Source organism: Streptomyces sp. NPDC001848 (genome assembly GCF_042891915.1).
In the GTDB taxonomy this organism is placed as follows: Bacteria; Actinomycetota; Actinomycetes; order Streptomycetales; family Streptomycetaceae; genus Streptomyces.
Map to the genome: position 1 here is coordinate 139,180 of NZ_JBIATP010000004.1, position 23,357 is coordinate 162,536.

Genomic DNA, 23,357 nt, shown 5'->3' on the forward strand with positions numbered 1-23,357 from the left:
GGCGATGAACACCCACTGGATCACCACACCCCTCACCGCAGACCTCCTGCGCGGCGCCCTCGACCTGGAACGCACCACGCGAGGCGTCCTGCCGCACCGGCTGCCCGCCCGGGCCCGCGCGCAGTGCGCCGATCCGCAACTCGCCCTGGCCGAGGCCCAGCCCTCAGGCGTCCGGCTGGCCTTCCGCACCCGGGCCACCGTCATCGAGTTGGACACGCTGCCCACCAAGCGGGTCTACGTGGGCGCTCCGCCTCGCCCGGACGGCGTCTACGACCTGCTCGTCGACGGCCGCCCGGCGGGGCAGGCCAGTGTGCCGGGCGGCCACACCCTCACCATCGACATGACCACCGGCACCGCCGAGCACCGGGCCGGTGCGGTCGGCACCCTTCGCTTCACCGACCTGCCCGACCGGCTCAAGGACGTGGAGATCTGGCTTCCGCACAACGAGACCACCGAACTTGTCGCCCTGCGCACCGACGCGCCCGTGGAGCCCGCATCGGACCGGGGCCGCAAGGTGTGGCTGCACCACGGCAGTTCGATCAGCCACGGCTCCGACGCCGCGAGCCCGACCACCACCTGGCCCGCGCTCGCCGCCGCCCTCGCCGGTGTTGAACTGATCAACCTGGGGTTGGGCGGCGGCGCCCTGCTCGACCCGTTCACCGCCCGCACCCTGCGCGACACCCCCGCCGACCTGATCAGCGTCAAGATCGGCATCAACCTGGTCAACACCGACCTGATGCGGCTGCGCGCCTTCATCCCCGCCGTGCACGGTTTCCTCGACACCGTCCGTGAAGGCCACCCCACCACACCGCTGCTGGTCGTCTCGCCCCTGCTGTGCCCCATCCACGAGGACACCCCAGGCCCCAGTGCCCCGGACTTCACCGCCCTGGCCGCCGGGCGACTCCGCTTCCGGGCCGACGGGGATCCGGCGGAGGTCGCGCAGGGCAAACTGACCCTCACCGTCATCCGCGAGGAGCTGGCCGAGATCGTGCGGCGGCGGGCGGCCCAGGACCCGAACCTGCACTATCTGGACGGCCGGGACCTCTACGGCGAGGCCGACGCCGCCGAGCTGCCGCTGCCCGACGAGCTCCACCCGGACGCCGCCACCCACCGCCGCATCGGCGAACGCTTCGCCAAGCTGGCCTTCACGGCCGAGGGCCCCTTCCGGGTCTAGTAACCGCGGCACGGCCGCGGCCATACCGAGGAACAGCCGGCGCGACGGTGGCGAAAGGGGACGGGGGTGGACGCTCATGCGCTCTCCAGAAGGCGTGCGGGTGCCGGGATTTCGAACGTGGTTCGATGAATCGATCAGAAGGTAGAGGTGAGCTGAGCGAGCGTCAATGGGCCTGGCGACGCTTGCCGATTCCTGTGAGGGCGGCGAGTCCCGGCCGTGGCGGCGCGAGTCCGCCTGCGGCGGCGCGCACCGCCGGCGGCGCTCAGTGAGAGTGATGACCCTCGTGCGCCGCGGCGTGCTGCCCGTGCTCGGGCGCCCCGCCCATCATTCGCAGCATGGCCGGGCCGCCGGTGCGCAGGAAGCGTACGAGCAGGATCGCGGCCAGCAGCAGGAAGGCGATGTTGAGCCAGGTCGTGTGGTTCCAGCTGACGCCCTCCTCCGGCATCCGTGCCCGGGCCTGGTCGGGGACCAGGCCGAGGCCGCCGAAGAGGAACTCGACGACGTATCCGGCGACCACCATCGCCGCGTAGAAGGTGGCCAGGAGGAACGCGGCGGTGCGTGCGCCGTAGTACTTCCGGTAGATGTTCAGGATCGGCAGGATCAACAGGTCCGCGTAGATGAAGGCGATCACGCCGCCGAAGCTGATGCCGCCCTTCCACAGCACCACCGCGAGCGGCACGTTCCCGATCGAGCACACGAACGTCGCGATCGCCACCAGCGGTCCGACCAGCGGCCCGATCACCTTGGCCGCCCCCGGATGGCCGGACAGGAAGAACGTGCGCCAGAACTCGTCCGGCACCCACGCGGCGATCGCCCCGGCGATCAGCAGCCCGGCCACCAGGTCGCGCAGGATCGCCGCCCACTCCATGACGAAGATGTGCGACACGGACGTGAAACCCGCCCGCGACAGCAGTCGGCGCAGAAAGCCGCCCTCGCCGCCCACCGGCATGTCCATCGCCGCGTGCCCCTCCATGGACCCCGCGAGCCCCCGCTCGGCCTGCTCACGGGCCGAGCGCAGCAGCCGATCGCGCAGCAGGAGGCGGAACAGCACGGCGAGCACCACGATCATCACCGGACCGCCCACGAACTCCGCGACGGTGAACTGCCAGCCCATCAACAGCGCCAGGATCACGCCCAGTTCGATGACGAGGTTGGTCGAGGCGATCTCGAACGCCATCGCCGCTGTGAAGTCGGCGCCCTTGCGGAACAGCGAGCGGGCGAGCGCGACGGCGGCGTACGAGCACGAGGAGGAGGCGGCGCCGAGCCCGGAGGCCAGGGCGAGTGTGCGCGGCCGGTCGTCACCCAGTAGCCGTACGACCGTCGACCGGCGCACCACCGCCTGCACCACGGCGGACAGGGCGAAGCCGAGAATGAGCGCCCAGGTGATCTCCCAGGTCATCGACCCGGTGAGGGCCAGCGCGCGGACGATCGCGTCCCACATGCGGAGTCCTCCTCCCAGATGGACCGACACCGGGACTGTACCCCCAGGGGGTATGTTCCGCGAGGTGTTGGCTCGACGTCGGCCGTCGGGCGGACGACCCGTCGCCGCGGTGACGGTGGGTTCCCGCTGAACCGGTCGGCATGCCCGCCCGTATCTCTTCCCGGGGACGGCGAAAGACCGCGGGCACGGAAGGAGAGCGGTGTGTCGACACCGACCGGGCAGGGTCAGCCGCTGCGGCGCCGGGTGCTGGAACCCACCTACGTCATGCGCCGCCGGCGCACCGAGGCGCTGGCCGAACTGGTCAGAGAACTGCAGGAAGGGGCAGGCCGCCCGGTGCAGCCCGTTCACGAGCCGATCGTGGTCCACGTGGCGCCGACGACCGCCGAGGACGCGACGGAGGAGCTGCCTCCCGTACCGTCCGCCCGGGTCCGGCGGGAGCGGCCCGTCGACGACGGACTCACCCTGCGCCGCGCGGCGATCACGGTCGGAGTGACCGCCGCAGCCCTCATCGGCTTCGGCGTCGCACTCCTCGTGCCCGGCGCGCACGGCGACGGCACCGGGCAGCACTCGGCGGTCCCGCCGCCCCGGTCACCCGCCACCAGCGCCCCCGCCCAGCGGACCGGTACCGATCCCGACGGCCCCGGCACCCTGCGCGAGGGCGACAGCGGCCCGCAAGTGACCGAACTGCAACAACGCCTGCTGCGCATCCCCGACGTCTACCAGCACGGCTCCACCGACGGCCGCTACGACGCCACACTCGCCGCCGCCGTCGCCCGCTTCCAGCTCTGGTACGGCATCCGCGGCGACGAGACCGGCGTCTACGGCAACGACACCCGCCGCGACCTCGAGTCCCGCACCACGCTCTAGCGGGGTGCGGCAGCGGGCACGGCTCCGCGTACGGCGGCCGCTCACCCTCGATCCGTACGCTCCCGTGCCCGCCCAGCGGTACGGGCGTGTCGCGCGCTCCCCTCGCGCGACACGCCCGTCACCGTCCGGCGACCGGCTACCCCTGCAGGAGCCGTACCGCCAGCCCGTCCGCCGTGTACAGCGGGAGGGCCCGGTAGGCGTCCGAGTCCACGGTGACGCGCCCGAACTGTCCGCACAGCGACCGTGTCGCGAGCACCGGGACGGTGGCGCCCACCGCCGGCGGCCGGTCGTCGTCCAGGCGCAGCGTCAACACGCTGTCGCGGTCGAGCACCACGCGCCGCTCGACCGTCAGCGCCGCCCTGTGGCCCGCCCGCAGCGTGACGTCCAGGACCGCACCGGCCGCCTGAGTGTAGGAGCCGCGCACCCTCAGGGCGCCGGGCACCTCCAGCGTTCCGCCCGTCACCCGCACGTCACCATGGCCCAGCGCGCTCCGCGCGGCGGCGACCAGGGTGCCGTCCTCGACCACCGTTCCGCCCGTGTACCGGTTGTTCCCGGTCAGGATCAGGGTCCCGGTGCCACTCTTGGTCAGCCCGCCGTGGCCGTCGACGTCGTTGCGCCAGCTGTCGTGCGCGGCGAAACCGCCGTCGGCCGTGTTCATCGTCACGCGCACGTCCGAGTCGAATGAGCCGTAACCGTCCGCCGCCGCGAACAGGTTCAGCCGCCCCCACTGCTCGAAGCCGTCCAGCAGCACATAGCCGGAGGGCAGCGCGGTCGTGCGCAGCACCTCACGGCGCTGTGCCGCGTCCAGGTACGGCAGCCGCGTCTCCAGCAGCACCTCGGCGCCCTTGGGAACGGTCAGGTCGGTGCGGCGCCCGTGGCGGGTCAGCACATAGGTCAACCGGGGACCGACCGCACGGGCGTTGGCGTCCCGGTCGGCGTACGGGTCGGTGTCCGTGTCCGCCGCGTGCGCGTAGGCGTAGAGCGTGTCGGCCGTCGTGCCGGTCTTCTCCTGGAAGTAGGCGAGGGCCTGGGCGCGTGCCGCCGCCTTGAGGGCGGCGTTGGCGGGGTCGGCGAGCGTGGCGGCGGCCAGCGCGGTGGCCATGATGCGCCCGCCGATCACGTCGACGGTGGAGTGCATGCCCGCCACGATCCGGGTGTGGCTCAGCTCGAAGGCCCGGGTCACCAGCTCCTGGAAGCGCTCCGGGACCGCGTACGCGTAGGCCAGCCCCGCCAGGTGGAAGGCGTTGGTGTGGCCGCTGGGGAACCCGCCGTCGTCGGTCGGGGACGTGCTGCGCTGGCGCAGCAGTTGTGGGGCGACGACGACGTCGGACTCGTAGACCGGGTAGCCGAGCGCGTCGGTCTTTCCGGTGTCGACGACCTCGCTGTCCTCGTTCATGCGCCACGGACGCGGGTACCGGTAGGCATACTTGGCCGGGTTGCCGGACGCGTACGGGCCGCGCAGGGTGTCGACCAGCTCGGCCACCTTCCCGAGCGCGGAGTCGTGGGAGCCGGCGCCGAGCGCGGAGCCTGCCGGGGCGTCGGCGGGGACGGCGTCGTCGATCTTGGTCGGCGGCGTGTCGTCCGGCGCGGTCGTGATCGACGTGACCGCCTTGGCGCCGGCCTTGTACAGGTCGGCCAGCGGGCCCAGACCGGCGATCATCGCGTAGCTCTGGTGCTGCCGGTCGTAGAGGAAAGCCTCCTTGGCCTGCTCGTCGGTGCGGGCGGCCGTGATGCGGGCGCAGTAGCGCATGTTGGCCCGCAGCACCTCGGGCATCAGGGGAGTGCCGGTGTTCCAGGCGCCGCCCGTCTTCCACACCGTGCTCATGCCGCCGAGAACGCGGACGACCGCGTTGGTCTCGGGGGTGAGGTTCGTCGGGACGTTCGTCCGGTAGTCGTCGACGAACGCGGCGGGGCTCGTGGCGGCCTTGGCGTCCGCCGCGGCGAGCCAGCCGGCGAAGGTGGGCGCGGCCAGCAGCCCCGCCGAGGCACCCAGCGACGTCTTGAGGAAGCCTCGACGGTTGACGGACGAGGTGGTGTGGTGCCCGGCGGGTGACGACATGCGTGAGCCTCTCTTCAGTTCTTCGGCCGTGCGGCCGAGGTGGGAAGTGGCGTGCGATCGCGTGCGACTCGTGGACGGCTCGTGAAGGCACCGAGTCAACCGATGTGTACGAGCGAAGATCTACGGCCGAGCCGTGTCCCGTCGGCGAGAGTTCGTCGACCGGGACGTGTCCCGTACGTGAACGGGGCCGATCCGTCAGTCCGAGGCGACACGGCTGCCGCCCATGCTGTCGTAGAAGGGCGCACCGGGAGAGACGTCCGAGGGTTTCACCGGGCAGTCGGTCGCGGCGGACGCGTAGATACCGGCCACCAGCGCGAGAGTTCGCCTGGACTCTTCGAGCGGCACGGGCGGTGGGGTGCCGTCGCGCAGGGAGGACAGCACCTTCGCGAACTGGGCCCAGTGCCCGCTACGGGAGTTCTGCGCGGCCGCCCCGTCCCCGGCGCCGGTCAGGCCGGCCTGCCAGGCGGCGAGCACGTCGTCATGCCCGGGTGCCGGCGTCACGCGCCAGTCCTCGTCCCGGTACCCGTACAGGTGCGTCACCTCCACGGTGGCGTGCTCGAAGTCGTAACGCAGGTACGACTCCTGCCGCGGCGAGAGGGCGCTGTTCACCACGGAGGCCACGGCGCCGTTGGCGAACGTCACATGCGCCAGCGAGACGTCCTCGGTCTCCGTACGGCGCGCCTGCGTCCTGGTGACGGCCCGCACCTCGGTCCAGTCGCCGAGCAGGTCCAGCATCATGTCCATCTGGTGGATGCCGAGCCCCATGGTCGGTCCGCCCCCCTCGGTGTCCCACCGGCCGCGCCACGGCACGTCGAAGTACGCCTGGTCGCGGAACCAGGTGGTGTGGCAGACCGCCAGCAGCGGGCGGCCCAGCAGTCCCGAGTCCACCAAGGCCTTGAGCCGGGCCTGGCCCCGGCCGAAACGGTGCTGGAACACGGTCGCGAACCACGGCGGCTCGCCCACGGCGGCGGCGATCTCGTCGAGTTCCCGCAACGACAGCGCGGGTGGCTTCTCCACCAGCACGCTGGCCCCGGAGCGCAGGCAGGCCAGTGCCTGGTCGCGGTGGAGCCCGGGCGGTGTGCACAGATACACCAGGTCGGGGCGGGACCGGGCGAGCAACTCGTCGATGTCGTCGTAGCCGGCCGGTGCCCCGTGCTTGGCCAGGAAGGCGTCCAGCCGGGTCCGGTCGGTGTCCGCCGCAGCCACGATCTTCGCGGCGACCGGACCGGGGGACGTGAGCGCGGCAGCGTGGTCCATGGCGACGTCGCCGGTACCCACCACCGCAATCCGTATCATTTCGTCCATCACTCACGCTCCATCCTGGTTCGGCTGGTGGTAGGAAGCAGGGCTGTCCCGCTGCCGGTGGCGCGCCCGCCCGGTGACGTCCGGGCGCCGCACGGCCGACGGCATCATGCGAGGTACGTCGCGGAACGGGCGTGTTCGATCGTCAGCGCGCTCACGCCGGTGATCGCCGCGTCGAAGCCGAGCTCGCTCACCGCTATCCGCGGCACCCAGGGGATCCGGCCGACGAGGCGCTTGGTCAGCTGCTCCGCGGACTCCTCGCTGTACTGCGCGAACGCGCCGGCGAGCACGATGACCTGGGGCGAGAGCACGACCGAGGTGGCGACGAGGGCGAGGGCGATCGAGTCGAAGAACTCGTCGCGGGCCCGCGCGGCCTCGCTGTCGCCCTCCCGGCAGCAGGCCATCATCGCGCGGAACGCGGGACCGATGCGCTTGCCGTGCAGGCCCTCCCGGGCGGCGAACGGAAGCACCTGCGCCGCCAGGGTCGACTCGACGTCACCCTGTTCCGTGAAGTAACGGGCGAACGATGCGCTGGAGGTCAGCAGGAAGCCGATCTCACCCGCCGCCGACCGGTGCCCACGGTAGAGATGCCCCTCGTTGATTATCCCGGCGCTCAGTCTGGCGCCCAGCACGAGCGCGACGGCACTCTGTGCGTTCGCGAGGGCTCCGCCGGTCCACTCGCCGTAGGCCGTCGCGTTGGCGTCGTTCTCGATGTGGATCGGCAGACCGCACCGTGCCGAGACGATGTCGGCGAGCGGCACTTCCTGCCAGTCGAGTTCGACCGCCTTCGACACGACCCCCGCGTGCACGATGCCGGGAACCGTGATGCCGATGGCGATGATCGGCGCCGTCACCCCCGTCTGCGGGGAGGTCAGCCGGTCGACGAGGTGGAGCAGCCCATCGATGCGGGCGGCGCCGGCGTCGTGGCCGTCGAGGTCGAAGGTGTGGCTCTCCTCGTACAGCGTGGTTCCGCCCAGGTTCACCAGGCGCCCTCGTGCCGTGTACTCGGTGACGTCGACCGCCATGATGACGCGAGCAGACGACGCGAAGCGCAGCAGCGTCGAGGGTCGGCCGACCGAGGAGCGCACCTGGCCGGCGAGCTCGACCGCGCCTTCTTCTATGAGCGCCGAGCACAGCCGTTCGATGGTGGCCGAGCCGAGCCCGGTGCGCTCTTGGATGTCACGTCGAGACAGTGGTCCGTGCTCGCGGAGAACGTCTAGGATCGCGGTCCGGTTGATCTCGGTGACGTGCCGAGTTGTCGCGGTGCGTGGCGCCCGTCGTTTCACAACCCTCCCTAATAGCCATCGGACTGAGGATAAGTCTCGTCCGGTCGTTTCCTGGCTGACCTGGAGAGTACCAGCCCTCTGCTGCGTGCCAAGAGCCTTAGGTGCGCCAACAAGGGCCTCAGGTGCGGAAAAGAGATGTCGCGAACCCTTGTAGGTAATCAATCACAGTGATAGGAAACGGGGACCTGCTACTAGCGGCCGGCGCCGTGCTCCGTCCGCTACGACGGAAAGGGATCCAAGATGACCAGTGTGGGTGTGCGGCGCTCCCGCAGACTCGGCCGCGGTGGCATACGCCGCGTGATTGCCCTCGCTGCCGTGGCCACGGCCGGTGCCCTACTGCTCTCCGCCTGCGGGTCCGGGTCCGGCTCGGGCGGGAACTCCAAGTCGCTGACGTTCTGGATCTCCACGGTCCCGGGGCAGGACGCGGGCTGGAAGAAGCTGGTGGCGCAGTACAAGAAGGAAGCCGGCGTCTCCGTCCAGCTCGTCAACATCCCCTACGACGGCTACACGACGAAGCTGCACAACGCCGCGCAGGCGAACTCCCTGCCCGACGTGGCGGCCGTGCCGTCACTCGACCCGATCTGGTCGAACAAGCTGATCGACCTCAGCTCCATCGCCAACAACAAGAGCTACGACATCAACGCCAACTTCCTCGCCAAGGACTCGTCCGGGAAGGTGCTGTCCATCCCCTCGGACGTCACCGCGTCCGGACTGTTCATCAACGAGACGCTGTTCAAGAAGGCCGGCGTCTCCTTCCCGACCTCCCCCCAGAAGACCTGGACCTGGACCGACTTCATCGCGGCGGCGGACAAGGTCCGGGAGAAGACCGGCGCCAAGTACTCCCTGGCGTTCGACCAGTCGCCGTCCCGGCTCCGCGCCATGGTGTACGAGACGGGCGGGAAGTACGTCCACGCGGACTCCTCCGGCAAGTTCTCGGTGGACGACGCGACCAGGAAGGCCGTGAAGACCTTCGTCGGATGGAACGACGACAAGACCATGCCGAAGTCGGTGTGGACCAGCGGCGCCGACCCGTCGGCCATGTTCCAGAGCGGTGACGTGGTCGCCTACTGGTCCGGCGTGTGGCAGGTTCCCGCCTTCGCGGAGAGCATCAAGAAGTTCGACTGGGCGAGCGTCCCGACCCCTGCCCAGCCGGTGCAGGCCAGTGACGTCAACAGCGGCGGCATGATGGTGGGCTTCAACAACAACGGCGCCGCGGCCACCGCCGCGCAGAAGTTCCTGTCGTGGGTCTACGAGCCGGACCACTACCGCGAGCTGTGTGAGGCCTCCGGGTTCCTGCCGGTCGAGAACGGTCTGAACCCGAAGTACCCCTTCACCTCCGAGGCGGCGCAGGCGGCGTTCAAGCTGTACAACGAGGAGATCCCGCTCTACGCCCCGATCTCGGGTTACTTCAACAACGCGCAGACGAACTGGGTGCTCAAGGGCAAGAGCCTCACCACCGACCCGACCAAGACGGAACTCGGCAAGGCGATCAACGGCCAGCAGTCGGCCGACAAGGCCCTGGACAACATCGTGGCCGGCTACAACCAGCAGGTCGGCGGCTGATCGTAGGCCAGCAGGCCCGGGCGGCGGGGTCGAGACACCGCCGCCCGGCCTCCGGCGCCCACGCGATGCCGGGCTCATGGCGTAAGGCCACAGGAATCCATTCCACCAGCACGGAGTCAGGAAGATGACAAAACGCGCCTCGGACGTGTCCGCGAGCCCGCCCAGGAGACGCAGTAGCTACATCATCGCGCCGCTCGTCCTCATCGCGGCCAATGTCGTGCTCTTCGCGCTGTTCTTCGTCTGGCCGGCGGTGATCGGGCTCCTCTACTCCTTCACGAACTACACGGGCGTGGGAGCGTTCCAGTTCATCGGACTGGACAACTACCACAACCTGTTCGGGGACTCCTCCTTCTACGACGCGCTGATCCGGACGCTGCTGTACACCGTGCTCTTCGTCCCGCTGAACTTCGCGCTCTCGCTGCTCATCGCCAACGTGCTGGTGAGCAAGCACGCCAAGGGTACGTCGGTCGCCCGGATCATCTTCTTCATCCCCTGGCTTCTGTCGCCCATCGTCGTGGGTGTCCTGTGGCGGTGGCTGTTCGGTGAGAACTTCGGACTGGTCAACTACGTCATCGAGAAGCTCGGCGGGCACGCCGTTCCGTGGCAGTCGAACGCGGACCTGTCGCTGATCGTGGTGGTGATGGCGGCATCCTGGGCCTGGACGGGTTTCTCGATGCTGCTGTTCATCGCGGCGATCAAGAACGTACCGGTGTCGTACTACGAGGCGGCCTCGCTCGACGGCGCCGGCCCGTGGCGCCAGTTCATCAGCATCACGCTGCCGAGCATCGCGCCCACCTCGTTCATCGTCATCCTGCTCAACACGATCAACGGGATGAAGGAATACCCGCTGTTCGTCTCCCTCAACAACGGCGGACCCGGAACGTCGAACAATCTGCTCGTCCAGTACATCTACCAGACCGGCTTCCAACGCGGCCAGATCGGCTACGCGAGCGCCGCGTCATTCGTGCTGATGCTCATCCTGATGGCCGTCGCGATCACCCAGCTGATCGTCAACCGGCGGGTGGAGAACCGATGACAACCACAGACATGCCACACCCGGTCGACGCCGGTGCCGGACGGCCCGTAGCCGAAAAGCAGCCCCGCGGCGCGGTCAGCGGCGGGCTCCGGCGGGCGGTGTCCGCGACGACACTGCTGTGGATCCTGGCGTGCCTCTACGGGCTGCCGGTGCTGTGGTTCATCCTCAGCTCCCTCAAACCGGCCGGGGACCTGTTCTCCTATCCGCTGACGCTGGTTCCGCACCACCCCACCCTGTCGGGTTACCTGACGGCGTGGCGCAGTGCCAACTTCTCCCAGTACTTCATCAACACGACCATCGTGTGCGTGATCACGACGATCCTCACGGTGGGAGCCAGCTGCTGCACCGGGTACGCGCTGGCCAAGTACGACAACAAGTGGCTCAAGGTGTTCTTCATCTGCATCCTGGCCACCACGATGCTGCCGTCAGAGGTCATGCTCGCCCCGGAGTTCCTGGTCGTCCGCGACCTCGGCCTCTACAACTCGTTCGGCGGCGTCATCCTCCCGGCCGTGCTCACCGCGACCGGATGCTTCATGTTCCGCCAGTTCTTCATGACGGTCCCCGACGACCTGGTCGAGGCCGCCCGCATCGACGGCGCGCGTGAGCTGTCGATCTTCCTGAGGATCATGGTGCCGCTCTCCCGGCCCATCATGCTGACGCTCGCCATCCTGTCGTTCCAGTGGCGGTGGAACGACTACATCTGGCCGCTCCTCATGCTCAACGACCCCAACAAGTTCACCGTGCAGATCGGCATCCAGAGCATCGTCGGGGCGCAGAACATCAACTGGTCGGTGCTGCTCGGCGCATCGGTCATCTCCATGATCCCGCTGATCGCCATCTTCCTGGTGTTCCAGCGTTACGTCATGAACGCCGACATCAACGCCGGACTGAAGGACTGACCGTGCAGATGACGCTCGACCGCGAGTTCGTCCGCGCGGTGGCCGGGGCCGCCGACCGGCTGGCCGGCCCGCTGGCGGCCCACGCGGACGAAGAACCGGCCGGTGTGCCCCATCGCGGTCTGGCGCACCGGGTGAAGACACTGCTCGCGGCGTACCGGTCACAGGACTCGGCGCTGCACGGCAGCGAGCGGGCGGTCGCCGCCGCGATGACCCACCTCGCCGCTCTCCGGGCCGTGCAGACCCCCTCCGGCCTCTTCGCCGGCGGCGACAACGTGCAGTCACCGCCGGACTCCGCGTTCACCATCAACGACGTGTGCGACGCGCACATCCTTGCCACGGGCGCGGGGCCGGAACTGCGCGAGGTCGCCGCCGCCCTCGCCGAGATCGCCGGCGCGGCTTCCGAAAGCCTCCGTACAGGCGGGGTGCACACGCCGAACCACCGATGGGAACTGTGCGCGGCGCTGGCCCGGCTGCACCGGTCGTTCCGGGACAGCCGGCTGCTCGACCGTGTCGACGCATGGCTCGCCGAGGGCGTCGACATCGATGCGGAGGGCCTGTACTCCGAGCGGAGCGCCAACTACGCGGCCCACGTGTCCAACCCGTCGCTGCTGTTGCTGGCCGACGTCCTCGGCCGCACCGACCTGCGGGACGCCGTCGAACGCAACCTGACCGCGACCCTGGACCTCATCAGACCGGACGGCACGGTGGAAACCGTCCACTCGCGGCGACAGGACCAGAACCAATCGTTCCCGCTGGCTCCCTACCTGCCGCAGTACCGGCTGCTCGCGATCCGTACCGGCCGGGGCGACTTCAGCCGAGCGGCGCGCCTGGCGGCAGCCTGCGGCATCGACGACCCCAACCTGCTCGCCGAGAGCATCCTGACCCCCGACCTGTGCCGCGAACTGCCGGTACCGACGCCGGAAACCCTTCCCCGCGAGCGGTACCTCACCACGGCGGGCCTTGCCTCACGCGCCTCCGCGGCTGCGCACACCGTCGTGTACGGCGGCTCGGACGTGCCCGAGTACCGGCGCATCCGCTCGGGCCTCGCCAACAATCCCACCTTCCTGCGGCTGTTCGCGGGTGACGCGATCCTCGACGGCGTCCGGCTCTCGCGGGGATTCTTCGACATGGGTCCGTTCCGTGCCACGGGCATGCAACGCCTCGCCGACGGCCGGTACCGGCTCAGCGAAACCCTGACGGCCGCCTACTACCAGCCGCTTCCCCCGGCCGACCGGCGATCCGACGGCGCCTACCGGATGGCGGACGAGGGACGTTTCTCGGCCGCGATGGCTTTCCCGGACCGGCCGCGCGACGAGGTCGCGCTGACCACCGGCATCGACGTGGACCTGCGGGAAGACGGTGCCGACGTACGGATCGACATGAGCGGGCCACGGGTGCCGTGGGCACTGGAACTGACCTTCCGGCCGGGAGGCGTACTGCACGGTGCCGTACCGATCGGCGACGGACACTGGTGTCTCGGGACCGGGCCGATGACCTACCGGGTGGGCGACAGTGAGATCCGCGTCGAGGTCGGCGTCCACGCCGGAGAGCCGCTCGCCGAGCCGGACCGGAACGACGTCCTGCGGTACGACCCCGGTCAGGACTACACCTTGCTGGGCGGAACCGATGCGATGTCCGGGGAACGTGTCTACGTAGGTGGATTCGCCCCGCACACAGTGAGCGTCGCACTGCGTGCTCGCCGACCCTGACCTGTCGTACAACCTCCGGGCCGGTCCGCGCGGGGGTCGGCCCGGCACGGCTGACCCACCCGGAGGGCCGCCCACTTCACGCCTGCGTCACGGGCGGGTCAACGGCTCCCGGCCCGGCATGGACGGCGGAGGCCCGTACGGTGCCGGGAGGGCCGTCGCCGGCACGATCAGGTCGGCGCGGTCCCGGGTCGCCGCGATCAGGTCCGCGTTGCGCTGGTCGGTGCCCAGCACCCAGGCCACCGCCGCGTCGTGCTCCTTGCCGAACTCCTCGTGGCGGGTCACCAGCCGCCGGATGCGCTCCTGCTCGTCGATCTCGCAGAACCACACCTCGTCGAGGTACTCCCGGACGCGCGCCCACGCCCCCGTACCCAGCAGCAGGTAGTTGCCCTCGGTCACGACCAGCCTGGCCGACGGCGGCACGGGGATCGCCCCCGCGATGGGCTGCTCCAGGACACGCTCGAAGCCGGGCGCGTACACGATGTCGCCCTCCCGCTCCTCGTGCAGCCGCCGCAGCAGCGCCGCGTACCCGGCCGCGTCGAACGTGTCGGGCGCGCCCTTGCGGTCGCGGCGGCCCAGCCGGTCCAGTTCCACGTCGGCCAGGTGGAAGCCGTCCATGGGGACGTGCGCCACCCACGGCGGCCCGTCCCCGTTGAGCTCGCGGACCAGGTGCTCGGCGAGCGTCGTCTTGCCCGCCCCCGGACTGCCGGCGATGCCGAGGACAGCTCGGTGGCCGGGACGGGTCAGGGCCGCGGCGCGCTTCAGGAGGTCGTCGAAGGTCATCGTGCGGCCATTGCACCAGAGGTTGCGCAGGAGCGCGAGACCGGCGTACCGATCGCGTGGACCGACCCTCTCGTCGAGCCACCGGTGTACGGCAGTGCAGTGCGGGGAAGGCGCGCACACGGCGCCGCCCCCAGGGCCGTGCCGCACGAGGACCATCGGAGAGAGGCCACCGCGTCGTATGAACGACTCACGACCACACGGGCACGGTGACGCCGCGGAGCTGGAGCGGCTGCGCGAACAGGTCCGCCATCTGCGGGCCCGGCTGACCGCCCATCCGCTGATCTCGGAGGCCCAGGGCATGTTGCGGGAGCGGTACGCCCTGCGGGACGCCGAGAGCGCGTTCGCCCTGCTCCAGCGCGCCTCACAGCAGTACAACGTCAAGCTGCGGGCCCTGGCGGGAGCCGTGATCTCCGCCCCGCGACCGGACGCGCGCGGGTCCCTGTGGTTCCCCCGGCGGGCGCGCCGCTCCGAGCCCCGGCTGACCTTCGACCGCACCGGCCGGATCGAGCGGGGCAACCGGGGCGCGGTGCTGAGCGCGGTGCTCAGCCAGATGCTCGCCGTCGTCGACGCGGGCATGGGCAACGTGCAGACGGCCGACCGCACCCGCGGCGGTCTGCTGATGGAGAAGCACACCGGACTCACCGCCGACTTCGTCGACTTCTTCCACCACGTCGGGGATCGCGGCACCTCCTGCGCACTGGCCGCGCGCAACGCCGCCCAGGTCACCGTCCAGGACGTGGAGTCCGACCCGGTGTTCACCGAACCCGCCCGCGAGGCCATCCTCCGGGCCGGCAGCCGTGCCTGCCACAGCGTGCCGCTGACGACCTCCTCCGGAGTGTGCGTCGGCATGGTCTCGGCCCACCTCGACCGCAGACTCACGGGGCTGACGTCCGCGCAGACCAGGGCGCTGGAGGCCGTCGGCAACGAGGCGGGCCAGTGGCTGGCCTGGTACGACCGCACGGTGGTCGTGGACGCCCTGGAGTACCTGCACGGGCTCGGCCGCGCCCACACCGGCGGGCGGTTCAGGCGGTCCTGACGCCCGGTCCGTACGTCCGCCATCGGGCGCCCGCGCGGCGCCCGCCGACGGAGTGTCGAGGAGGCGCAATGTGGCACTCGCCACCCTCTGCCCGGCTCTCTTGAGGGAAGGTGGCTCCTATGACGAAGCTCGGTCTTCCGGACGGTATCCAGGCCTGCCTTTTCGACCTCGACGGGGTCATCACCAAGACCGCCGTCGTCCACGCGGCCGCGTGGAAACAGACGTTCGACGACTTTCTGCGTGCGCGGGACGGGGCGGACTTCCGCCCCTTCGACGACACCACCGACTACGACGAGTACGTTGACGGCCGCCCCCGCGCCGACGGCGTCCGCACCTTCCTCGCCTCCCGCGGCATCCACCTGCCGGAGGGCGCCCCCGACGACCCACCCGACCGGCAGACCGTGCACGGCCTCGGCAACCGCAAGAACGAGCTGCTCCTGGAGCTGATCCGCACCCGTGGTGTGGAGGCCTACGACGGCACGGTCCGGTACGTCAAGGCCGTACGCGCCGACGGTCTGCGCACGGCCGTGGTCTCCTCCAGCGCCAACTGCCGTGAGGTGCTGCGGTCGATCCACGCCGAGGACCTCTTCGACGTACGCATCGACGGGATCGTGGCCGCCGAACGGCACCTGCCCGGCAAACCGCACCCGGACACCTTCCTCGCCGCCGCGCACGACCTCGGTGTGGAACCCAAGGCCGCCGCCGTCTTCGAGGACGCGCTCGCCGGCATGGACGCCGGACGTTCCGGCCACTTCGGATACGTCGTCGGCCTGGACCGCGTCGGCCAGGCCGACGCGCTGCGCGCCCACGGCGCCGACGTCGTCGTACCCGACCTGGTCAACCTGGGGGAGTGGTCGTGATCACGCACAACTCGTACAGCGTCGAGCCCTGGGCACTGCGCGAACGCGGCCTGAACCTGGACGTCCTGCCGCAGAGCGAATCGGTGTTCGCGCTGTCCAACGGGCACATCGGCTGGCGCGGCAACCTCGACGAGGGCGAACCGCACGGACTGCCGGGCACCTATCTCAACGGCGTCCACGAGACCCACCCGCTGCCCTACGCCGAGGCGGGATACGGCTATCCCGAGTCCGGGCAGACCGTCATCAACGTCACCAACGGCAAAATCATCCGGCTGCTCGTCGACGACGAGCCCTTCGACCTTCGCTACGGTCGGCTGCGCTCCCACGAACGCGTCCTCGATCTGCGCACCGGACTGCTCACCCGGACCTGCGAGTGGACCTCACCGGCCGGCTCCACGGTCCGCGTACGCTCCACCCGCCTCGTCTCCTTCACCCAGCGCGCCATCGCCGCCGTCGCCTACGAGGTGGAACCCGTCGGCAAACCCGCCCGGATCGTCGTCCAGTCCGAGCTGGTCGCCAACGAGCAACTGCCCGACCGCGACCGCGACCCACGGGCCGCCATCGTGCTGGAGTCGCCGCTGGAGGCCGAGGAGAACTTCGCCAAGAGCACCCGGCTGCGGCTGGTGCACCGCACCCGCAGCAGCGGCCTCAGGGTCGGCGCCGCCGCCGACCACGTGGTCACCGGTCCCGACCCCACCACGACCGAGAGCGAGGCCACCGACGACCTTGCCCGTCTCACCATCGCCTCCGCGCTCGCGCCGGGCCAGAAGCTGCGGGTGGAGAAGTTCGTCTCCTACGGCTGGTCCGGCACCCGCTCCCTGCCGGCCATCAGCGACCAGGTGGACGCGGCGCTCGCCGCCGCCACCGGCGTCGGCTGGTCGGGTCTCGTCGCCGAACAGCGGGAGTACCTGGACGGGTTCTGGGCGCGCTCGGACGTCGAGGTGGACGGCGACGAGCAGATCCAGCAGGCCGTTCGCTTCGCCCTCTTCCACGTCCTGCAGGCCGGGGCCCGCGCCGAGCAGCGCGCCATCCCCGCCAAGGGACTGACCGGCTCCGGCTACGACGGGCACGCCTTCTGGGACACCGAGATGTTCGTGCTGCCCCCGCTCACCTACACCTCGCCCGACGCGGTCGCCGAGGCGCTGCGCTGGCGGCAGAGCACCCTGCCGGCTGCCCGCGAGCGCGCCACCCAACTGGGCCTGCGGGGCGCCGCGTTCCCCTGGCGGACCATAGACGGCTCGGAGGGATCGGCCTACTGGCCGGCCGGCACCGCCGCGTTCCACGTCAACGCGGACATCGCGGACGCCGTCGTCCGCTACGTCGCCGCCACCGGCGACGAGCGGTTCGAACGCGACACGGGGGTCGAACTGCTCGTGGAGACGGCCCGGCTGTGGCGCTCGCTCGGCCACCACGACCACCACGGCACCTTCCACATCGACGGGGTGACCGGCCCCGACGAGTACAGCGCGATCGCCGACGACAACACGTACACCAACCTGATGGCCCGCGCCAACCTGCTGGCCGCCGCCGACGTGGTCGAGCGCCATCCGCGCCGCGCCGGGGAACTCGGCGTCGACGACGAGGAGGCCGCCGCCTGGCGGGACGCCGCCGAGGCCATGCACATCCCGTACAACCAGGAACTCGGCGTGCACGAACAGCACGCCGGGTTCACCCGCCACCAGCGCTGGGACTTCGCCTCCACCCGCGCCGACCAGTACCCGCTGATGCTGCACTTCCCGTACTTCGACCTGTACCGCAAGCAGGTCATCAAGCAGGCGGACCTGGTGCTGGCGATGTACACCTGCAGCTCCTTCTTCGACGCGGAGCACAAGGCGCGCAACTTCGCCTACTACGAACCCCTCACCGTCCGCGACTCGTCACTGTCCGCGTGCTGCCAGGCGGTCATGGCGGCCGAGACGGGCCATATGCGGCTCGCCTACGACTATCTGCACGAGGCCGCGCTGATGGACCTGCACGACCTGGAGCACAACACGCGCGACGGTCTGCACATCGCCTCCCTCGCCGGTACCTGGATGGCGCTCGTCGCGGGCTTCGGCGGTATGCGGCACCACGGGCAGCGGATCGAGTTCGCCCCGCGCCTGCCGGAGAGGTTCGGCCGTCTCGCCTTCACGCTGCAACTGCGGAGCCGCCGGCTGCGGGTGGAGATCGGCCGCACCACGGCCACCTACACGCTGCAGAACGGCGACCCGCTGGCCATCCACCACCACGGTGAGCCGCTCACCATCGACGCGGACAAGCCGCAGACCCTGGACATTCCGCCGCTCAAGCCCCGCCCGGCACCGGACCAGCCACCGCATCGGCACCCGAACAGCCCTGAACCGAAGGAGGATTGAGGCCGGACGCGGCGCTGCTCACCGTACCGGACCGGCACGGTGAGCAGCGGCTCGACCCGATCTCAGCGCGAGGTCAGCTTCCACAGGTGGTCGGCGGTTCCGTTGTCCTCCCACTGGAGGACCTGGGCTCCCGAGGTGGTCTTCATCTGGTCCACGCCCAGCAGCAGACCGCTGTTGTAGTTGGCGATCTTGTAATAGCCGTCGCCCGACGGGATGAGCTGCCACAGGTGGTCGTCGGTGCCGTTGTCGCCCCAGATGAGGGCCGTACCACCGTCAGCCGTGCTCATGTTCTGGATGCCGAGCAGCAGACCGCTGGACTGCTGGACGATCCTGTACAGGCCCCGGCCCGCGGACACCAGGGTCCAGTTCTGGTCGGTGCCGGTGGTGGAGGTCGCCTGGACGACGGGCGTGCCCTGCGCGGTGCCGGCGCTCCGGGTGTCCAGGGCGAGGCCGCTGTTCTTGTTGGTGATCTGGTAGCGGCCGGCCAGTGAGGTGGAGGTGCCGGTGGGGGTGACGACGATGTGGTAGCCGTCGGAGGCGTTCATCGTCACCGGCACCGTGATCGAGCCTTTCGTGACGGTGTAGTCGGTGTCGGAGATGGTGATCGGGCCGGACACCGCGGTCGTGCGGCCCTTTGAGGGCGTGTACTCCAGCTTCACGTGGACCGTGCTGCCGAAGGCCGACAGGGAGTTCAGGCCGTTGATCGTCACGGCGCAGGAACCGGTGCAGCCGCCCGCGATGACGCTGATCTGGTTGCCGGAGCCGTTGAGGGAGGCGATTCCGTCGATGCCCGTCTGAGTCGGAGGCGTGGTGACGAGCATGTTCCCGGACATGTCGCCGTACCACTTGTACGCCCAGTACGCCCCGTTGGGGGAACCGCCGGTGTCGGTGAGGGTGTCGCCGAGGGTGCCGTAGTGGTTCCAGAAGGCCAGCTCGGCGTCGTGCACACCGGCCCGCTCGAACTTGGCGACGTACCCGATCAGCGGCCCGGGCACACCGACCTCGCTCGTGGTGCCGTACTCCTCGATGGCGATCGGGCGCGGGCTGATGCCGAGGCCGGCCTCCAGGGAGCGGTACGCCGAGACGTGCGCGGCGATGTTGCCCGACCCCTGCAACTCGTGCCAGGAGATGATGTCGGGCACGGTGCCGGAGGCCTTGGCGTCGGTGAGGAACTGGCTCATCCGGCTCTGGTTCCAGGCCGAGTAACTCGGGCCTTGGACCGGGGTCCTGGTGTCCTTGCCACGGACCTCCTTGTACGTGCGCGCCCAGCCGGCGTCGAACGCGCCCGCGTTGGTGGTGTCCCAGGTCCAGTCGGGCTCGTTCCACAACTCGTACGCGGCGATGTTGGTGGCGCCGGACGACTGCACGGACGCGACCTGCTTGTCCACGGCCGACAGCCAGTCGCTCCAACTGACCCATTTGTAGGGAAAGTTCGGGTACCAGTCCGGCATCCGTACGACCACCTTGGCTCCGGCACGAGCCGCCTTCGGGGCCACGACCAGCGCGTCCCCGCCGGGCTTGGGCTCCCCGTTGGGCAACTGGGAGCCGCCCGGGGCCATCTGCACGAAGGTGTTCGGCTTCAGCGGGGCGACCAGGCTGTCGGCCGGGATGCTGTCGTCGGCGAGGCCGTAGAGGCTGCCGGTCGCGACGTGGGTGACCGGGCGGAGGGTCTGGCCGGCGCTCACCACCAGGGTGGTCGAGGAGGTCGGGGACGCCTGGACGGGGCCGGCGGTGGCGAGGCCGGCGACGAGGACGGCGGTGCCGACGGTGGCGGTCAGGCCGATGCGTCTGCGAGTGCGGCTCACGAAGGTCTCCTGAGGAGAGGGAATCGGGGGAATGTCCGTCCTGGTCCGTGCCGGACGGACTCAGTCCTTCACCGCGCCCGCGGTCACACCGGCGGCCACGTAGCGCTGGGCGAGGACCAGCAGGACGGCTGCGGGGATCGACGCGACGACGGCGGTGGCCATGATCGCGTTCCATTCCTGGTTGTTGTTGCCGATGTAGTGGTAGATGCCGAGGGTGATCGGGCGCATGTCGCCGCCGCCGTCCAGGGTGTTGGCGAAGACGAAGTCGGACCAGGCCCACAGGAAGCTGAAGAGCGAGACGGTGACCACGGCGTTGCGGCTCACCGGGAGCACGACCGACAGGAAGGTGCGCCAGGTGCCCGCGCCATCGATGCGGGCCGCGGCGATGAGCTCACCGGGGATGCCCGACATGAACGCCGTGAAGATCATGACCCCGAAGGGCACCGCGATGGTGGAGTCCGCGACGATCAGCCCCCACCAGGAGTTGAGCAGCCCGAGGTCGAGGAAGATCCCGTAGAAGCCCATCGCCATGACGATGCCCGGGATCATCTGGGCGATCAGCAGGGCGAGGCCGAGGAGTCCGCCGCCGCTCGGCCGCAGCCTGGCCAGCGCGAAGCCGGCCGGGGCGGCGAGGAGGAGGGTGAGGACGACCGTGCCCAGGCCGATCAGGAGGCTGGTGCCCAGGTACGGCATCTGGTCGTCGAGGACGGCGCGGTAGCCCTCGAAGGTGGGGTGCAGCGGGAGGAGGTCGGGCGGGCTCTTGCGCATGTCCCGCTGCGGGGTGAGGGACACGTTCAGCATCCAGTACACCGGGAACAGCATCACGGCGGTGAGCAGAACGCCGATGACGGTGTGGAGGCGCGAGCGCCGGGTCGAGCCGCGGACGGCGGTCATGCTTCCTGCCTCCTCTGGACGCGGATGTACAGCAGCCCGAAGACGAGGGCGATGAGGATGAGGATGTTTCCGACGGCGGCCCCGGGGCCGAACTTCGGCAGCAGCGTGCCGAAACCGAGCTGGTAGGACCAGGTCGCCAGGGTGGAGGAGGCGTCGCCGGGACCGCCCTTGGTCATGATCCAGATCAGGTCGAACACCTTCAGGGTGTAGACCAGGCCGAGCAGCAGCGTGATCGCCGAGACCGGGCGCAGCAGCGGGAAGGTGACACGCCGGAACTGCTGCCAGGCGCTCGCCCCGTCCAGGGAGGCCGCCTCGTACAGCTCCGCGGGGATGTTCTGCAGGCCGCTGTAGAGGATGACCAGGTTGAACGGGATGCCGATCCAGATGTTGGCGATGATGACCGAGGTCAACGCCCAGTCGGGGGAGTTGAGCCAGTCGACCGGTGACACCCCGACCAGGTGGAGGGCGTAGTTGATGACGCCGGACTCGCTGTTGAACATCCACGACCAGGTCGACGCAGACACGATCAGCGGCAGCAGCCAGGGGATCAGGAACAGCGCCCGGAGCGTGCCGGCCAGCCGGAAGTGCCGGTTGAAGAAGACCGCGAGGGCGAGCCCGGCCGCGTACTGGAAGGCGATCGACACGAAGGTGAAGATCATGGTGTGGCGCATCGCCGGGCCGAACGTGGGATCGTCGAGGACGGTCCTGAAGTTGTCGAGCCCGGAGAACGGCGCGTCGCCCGCCACGAACGACCGGACGGTGTAGTTGCGCAGGCTCAGGTCGAGGTTGCGGTAGAGCGGGTACAGGTAGAAGGCGGCGAGGTAGACGATCAGTGGAGCGAGGAAGGCCAGCGCGGTGAGCCGGCTCCTGCGGCGCTGACGGCGCCGCAGTGCCGACGAGTCCTCGCCGTGGGTGGCGCCGGTCGCCCCGGACCTGGCCGGGGACCGCTGGGAGCGGCGGTCGACGCGGGCGATGGTCATGCGAACTCCTGGATGCGGGTGGCGTGTCCGGGGCGGTGGTGTGGTGGCGTCAGCTCTTGCCCTTGGCGGCGGCCGTCTGCGCGGTGTCGAGGGCGTCCTGCGGGCTCCTGCTGCCCGACAGCGCGGACTGCACGGCGGTCCACATCGGCTGGGAGATCGTCGGGTACTTGGTGCCCAGACCGCCGCTGGTGCGGCCGCGCGCCGCGGCGACCGCGGCCACCCACGGCTTCAGCTCCGGGTTCCCCTTCACCTGCTCGGCCTGCACCTCCTGGGTGGGCGCGACGTACATCAGGGTGTTGTCCGTCGACAGCAGGTTGGCGGAGCTGGTCAGACACGTGACGATCTTCTTGCTGACGTCGTAGCGGGAGTTGTCCTTCTGCACCGGGACGGTGACGAACTCGCCACCGGTCGGCACGGGCGCCGAGCCGCCGTTCTGTCCCGGGATGCCGATGACCCCGTACGGGAACCCGGCCTTCGCCGCGTTGCCGAGCTGCCAGGTGCCGTTCTCGCCGAACGCGTAGTCACCCGTGGCGAACTCCTGCCAGCTGGTGGTCTGGGTGTTCTGCAGGACGTCCTTGGGCGCGTAGCCCTCGTCGACCCACTGCTTCCACAGCGTCAGGGCGGCCACGCCCTTCGGCGAGTCGAGCTTGGTGAGGTCACCGCCGGCGCCCCAGAACCACGGCAGGAACTGGAAGCTGCCCTCCTCCGTGTTGATCGCGGAGAAGGTGATGCCCTTCTGGCCGGCCGCCTTGACCTTCTTCAAGGCCTCCGTCAAGGACGCCCAGTCCTTGACGGAGGCGGGGTCGACGTGGGCGGCGGACAGGACCTTCTTGTTGTAGTAGAGGGCGAGCGTGTTCGCACCGATGGGGACGCCGTAGGCGGAGCCGTCGATGACGCCCGCGCCGATGATGTTCTTCTGGATCGACGACGTGTCCAGGCCGAGGTCGCTGGTCTTGTTGAGGATGCCGGCCTCCACCAGCGTGGAGACGACCGGGTTGTCCACGAGCATCACATCGGGGGCGTTGCCCTGCTGTGCGGCCAGCAGCGCCTTGTTGCCCAGGTCCGTGGTGTCCATCCCGGTGCGCTTGACCTTGACCCCCGCGTCGGTACCGCACTTGGCGACGAGCTTGCCCCACGCCGAGGACGCGTCGAACTGCGGGTACGGGTCCCAGAAGGTGTACGTCGCGCCCGACTTGCCGGACGACGACGAGGAGGAGCCCGAACCGCCGCCGCAGGCGGTGGCGGAGGCAAGGGTGCCGATGACGGCGACGGCGGCGAGCAGGGTGCGGCGGGTGTGTCTCACGGGTGACCT

Annotated in this window: 18 protein-coding genes; 9 read left to right on the forward strand and 9 right to left on the reverse strand. The window is 70.0% G+C overall.

Annotated elements, in window-relative coordinates; genetic code table 11:
- Positions 1-4 precede the first annotated feature (4 nt).
- Positions 5-1,174, forward strand: a complete 1,170-nt coding sequence (locus ACFYZJ_RS09630) for a GDSL-type esterase/lipase family protein (protein ID WP_388564865.1) — start codon at positions 5-7, stop codon at positions 1,172-1,174.
- A 262-nt stretch (positions 1,175-1,436) separates the two neighbouring features.
- Here the strand turns inward: ACFYZJ_RS09630 and ACFYZJ_RS09635 are convergent, their stop codons facing one another.
- The gene (locus ACFYZJ_RS09635) at positions 1,437-2,615 is read right to left on the reverse strand and encodes a permease (protein ID WP_388564868.1); all 1,179 of its coding nucleotides are present in this window, start codon (positions 2,613-2,615) and stop codon (positions 1,437-1,439) included.
- A 201-nt stretch (positions 2,616-2,816) separates the two neighbouring features.
- Between ACFYZJ_RS09635 and ACFYZJ_RS09640 the strand changes: the two genes are divergently transcribed.
- Positions 2,817-3,482 carry a peptidoglycan-binding protein gene (locus tag ACFYZJ_RS09640; protein ID WP_388564871.1) on the forward strand — a complete coding sequence of 222 codons (666 nt, stop codon included), beginning with the start codon at positions 2,817-2,819 and terminating at the stop codon, positions 3,480-3,482.
- Positions 3,483-3,618: 136 nt separating this feature from the next.
- Here ACFYZJ_RS09640 and ACFYZJ_RS09645 read toward each other — a convergent pair whose 3' ends face one another.
- The 3 genes from ACFYZJ_RS09645 to ACFYZJ_RS09655 form a co-directional block, all read right to left on the reverse strand.
- Positions 3,619-5,541: a phosphatase PAP2 family protein gene (locus tag ACFYZJ_RS09645; protein ID WP_388564873.1), complete on the reverse strand. Its 1,923-nt coding sequence runs from the start codon at positions 5,539-5,541 to the stop codon at positions 3,619-3,621.
- 195 nt (positions 5,542-5,736) lie between these two features.
- A complete protein-coding gene (locus tag ACFYZJ_RS09650) occupies positions 5,737-6,846 on the reverse strand; it encodes a Gfo/Idh/MocA family protein (RefSeq protein WP_388564876.1) in 1,110 nt (369 codons plus the stop codon).
- A 104-nt stretch (positions 6,847-6,950) separates the two neighbouring features.
- Positions 6,951-8,129, reverse strand: a complete 1,179-nt coding sequence (locus ACFYZJ_RS09655; protein ID WP_388564879.1) for an ROK family protein — start codon at positions 8,127-8,129, stop codon at positions 6,951-6,953.
- A 240-nt stretch (positions 8,130-8,369) separates the two neighbouring features.
- On the opposite strand from ACFYZJ_RS09655, the gene ACFYZJ_RS09660 reads away from it, so the two are divergent.
- The 4 genes from ACFYZJ_RS09660 to ACFYZJ_RS09675 all read left to right on the forward strand — a co-directional run bounded on the left by ACFYZJ_RS09660 (position 8,370) and on the right by ACFYZJ_RS09675 (position 13,336).
- Positions 8,370-9,692, forward strand: a complete 1,323-nt coding sequence (locus tag ACFYZJ_RS09660; protein ID WP_388564882.1) for an extracellular solute-binding protein — start codon at positions 8,370-8,372, stop codon at positions 9,690-9,692.
- Positions 9,693-9,816: 124 nt separating this feature from the next.
- Positions 9,817-10,728, forward strand: coding sequence for a carbohydrate ABC transporter permease (locus tag ACFYZJ_RS09665; protein WP_388564884.1), 912 nt, complete (start codon positions 9,817-9,819; stop codon positions 10,726-10,728).
- On the forward strand, positions 10,725-11,627 hold the full coding sequence (locus tag ACFYZJ_RS09670; RefSeq protein ID WP_388564887.1) for a carbohydrate ABC transporter permease: 903 nt from the start codon (positions 10,725-10,727) through the stop codon (positions 11,625-11,627). The genes ACFYZJ_RS09665 and ACFYZJ_RS09670 overlap by 4 nt, the downstream gene beginning before the upstream one ends.
- Before the next feature lie 8 nt (positions 11,628-11,635).
- Positions 11,636-13,336, forward strand: a complete 1,701-nt coding sequence (locus tag ACFYZJ_RS09675) for a hypothetical protein (RefSeq protein WP_388565567.1) — start codon at positions 11,636-11,638, stop codon at positions 13,334-13,336.
- Between the two features lie 87 nt (positions 13,337-13,423).
- Here the strand turns inward: ACFYZJ_RS09675 and ACFYZJ_RS09680 are convergent, their stop codons facing one another.
- Positions 13,424-14,116 (reverse strand): nucleoside/nucleotide kinase family protein, encoded by a 693-nt coding sequence (locus ACFYZJ_RS09680; RefSeq protein ID WP_388564890.1) that lies wholly within the window; start codon positions 14,114-14,116, stop codon positions 13,424-13,426.
- Between the two features lie 178 nt (positions 14,117-14,294).
- On the opposite strand from ACFYZJ_RS09680, the gene ACFYZJ_RS09685 reads away from it, so the two are divergent.
- The 3 genes from ACFYZJ_RS09685 (at position 14,295) to ACFYZJ_RS09695 (ending at position 18,366) form a co-directional block, all read left to right on the forward strand.
- Positions 14,295-15,152 (forward strand): ANTAR domain-containing protein, encoded by an 858-nt coding sequence (locus tag ACFYZJ_RS09685; protein ID WP_388564893.1) that lies wholly within the window; start codon positions 14,295-14,297, stop codon positions 15,150-15,152.
- Positions 15,153-15,271: 119 nt separating this feature from the next.
- The gene (locus ACFYZJ_RS09690) at positions 15,272-16,012 is read left to right on the forward strand and encodes a beta-phosphoglucomutase family hydrolase (RefSeq protein WP_388564896.1); all 741 of its coding nucleotides are present in this window, start codon (positions 15,272-15,274) and stop codon (positions 16,010-16,012) included.
- Positions 16,009-18,366 (forward strand): glycoside hydrolase family 65 protein, encoded by a 2,358-nt coding sequence (locus tag ACFYZJ_RS09695; protein ID WP_388564899.1) that lies wholly within the window; start codon positions 16,009-16,011, stop codon positions 18,364-18,366. Before ACFYZJ_RS09690 ends, ACFYZJ_RS09695 begins: the two co-directional genes overlap by 4 nt.
- 62 nt (positions 18,367-18,428) lie before the next feature.
- On the opposite strand, the gene ACFYZJ_RS09700 is transcribed toward ACFYZJ_RS09695, so the two are convergent.
- The 4 genes from ACFYZJ_RS09700 to ACFYZJ_RS09715 are packed head-to-tail and all read right to left on the reverse strand — an operon-like array spanning position 18,429 to position 23,348.
- On the reverse strand, positions 18,429-20,171 hold the full coding sequence (locus ACFYZJ_RS09700; RefSeq protein ID WP_388564902.1) for an RICIN domain-containing protein: 1,743 nt from the start codon (positions 20,169-20,171) through the stop codon (positions 18,429-18,431).
- Between the two features lie 60 nt (positions 20,172-20,231).
- A complete protein-coding gene (locus ACFYZJ_RS09705) occupies positions 20,232-21,065 on the reverse strand; it encodes a carbohydrate ABC transporter permease (RefSeq protein WP_388564905.1) in 834 nt (277 codons plus the stop codon).
- The gene (locus ACFYZJ_RS09710) at positions 21,062-22,045 is read right to left on the reverse strand and encodes a carbohydrate ABC transporter permease (RefSeq protein WP_388564907.1); all 984 of its coding nucleotides are present in this window, start codon (positions 22,043-22,045) and stop codon (positions 21,062-21,064) included. The genes ACFYZJ_RS09705 and ACFYZJ_RS09710 overlap by 4 nt, the downstream gene beginning before the upstream one ends.
- A gap of 49 nt (positions 22,046-22,094) precedes the next feature.
- A complete protein-coding gene (locus ACFYZJ_RS09715; protein ID WP_388564909.1) occupies positions 22,095-23,348 on the reverse strand; it encodes an extracellular solute-binding protein in 1,254 nt (417 codons plus the stop codon).
- Positions 23,349-23,357: the final 9 nt, after the last annotated feature.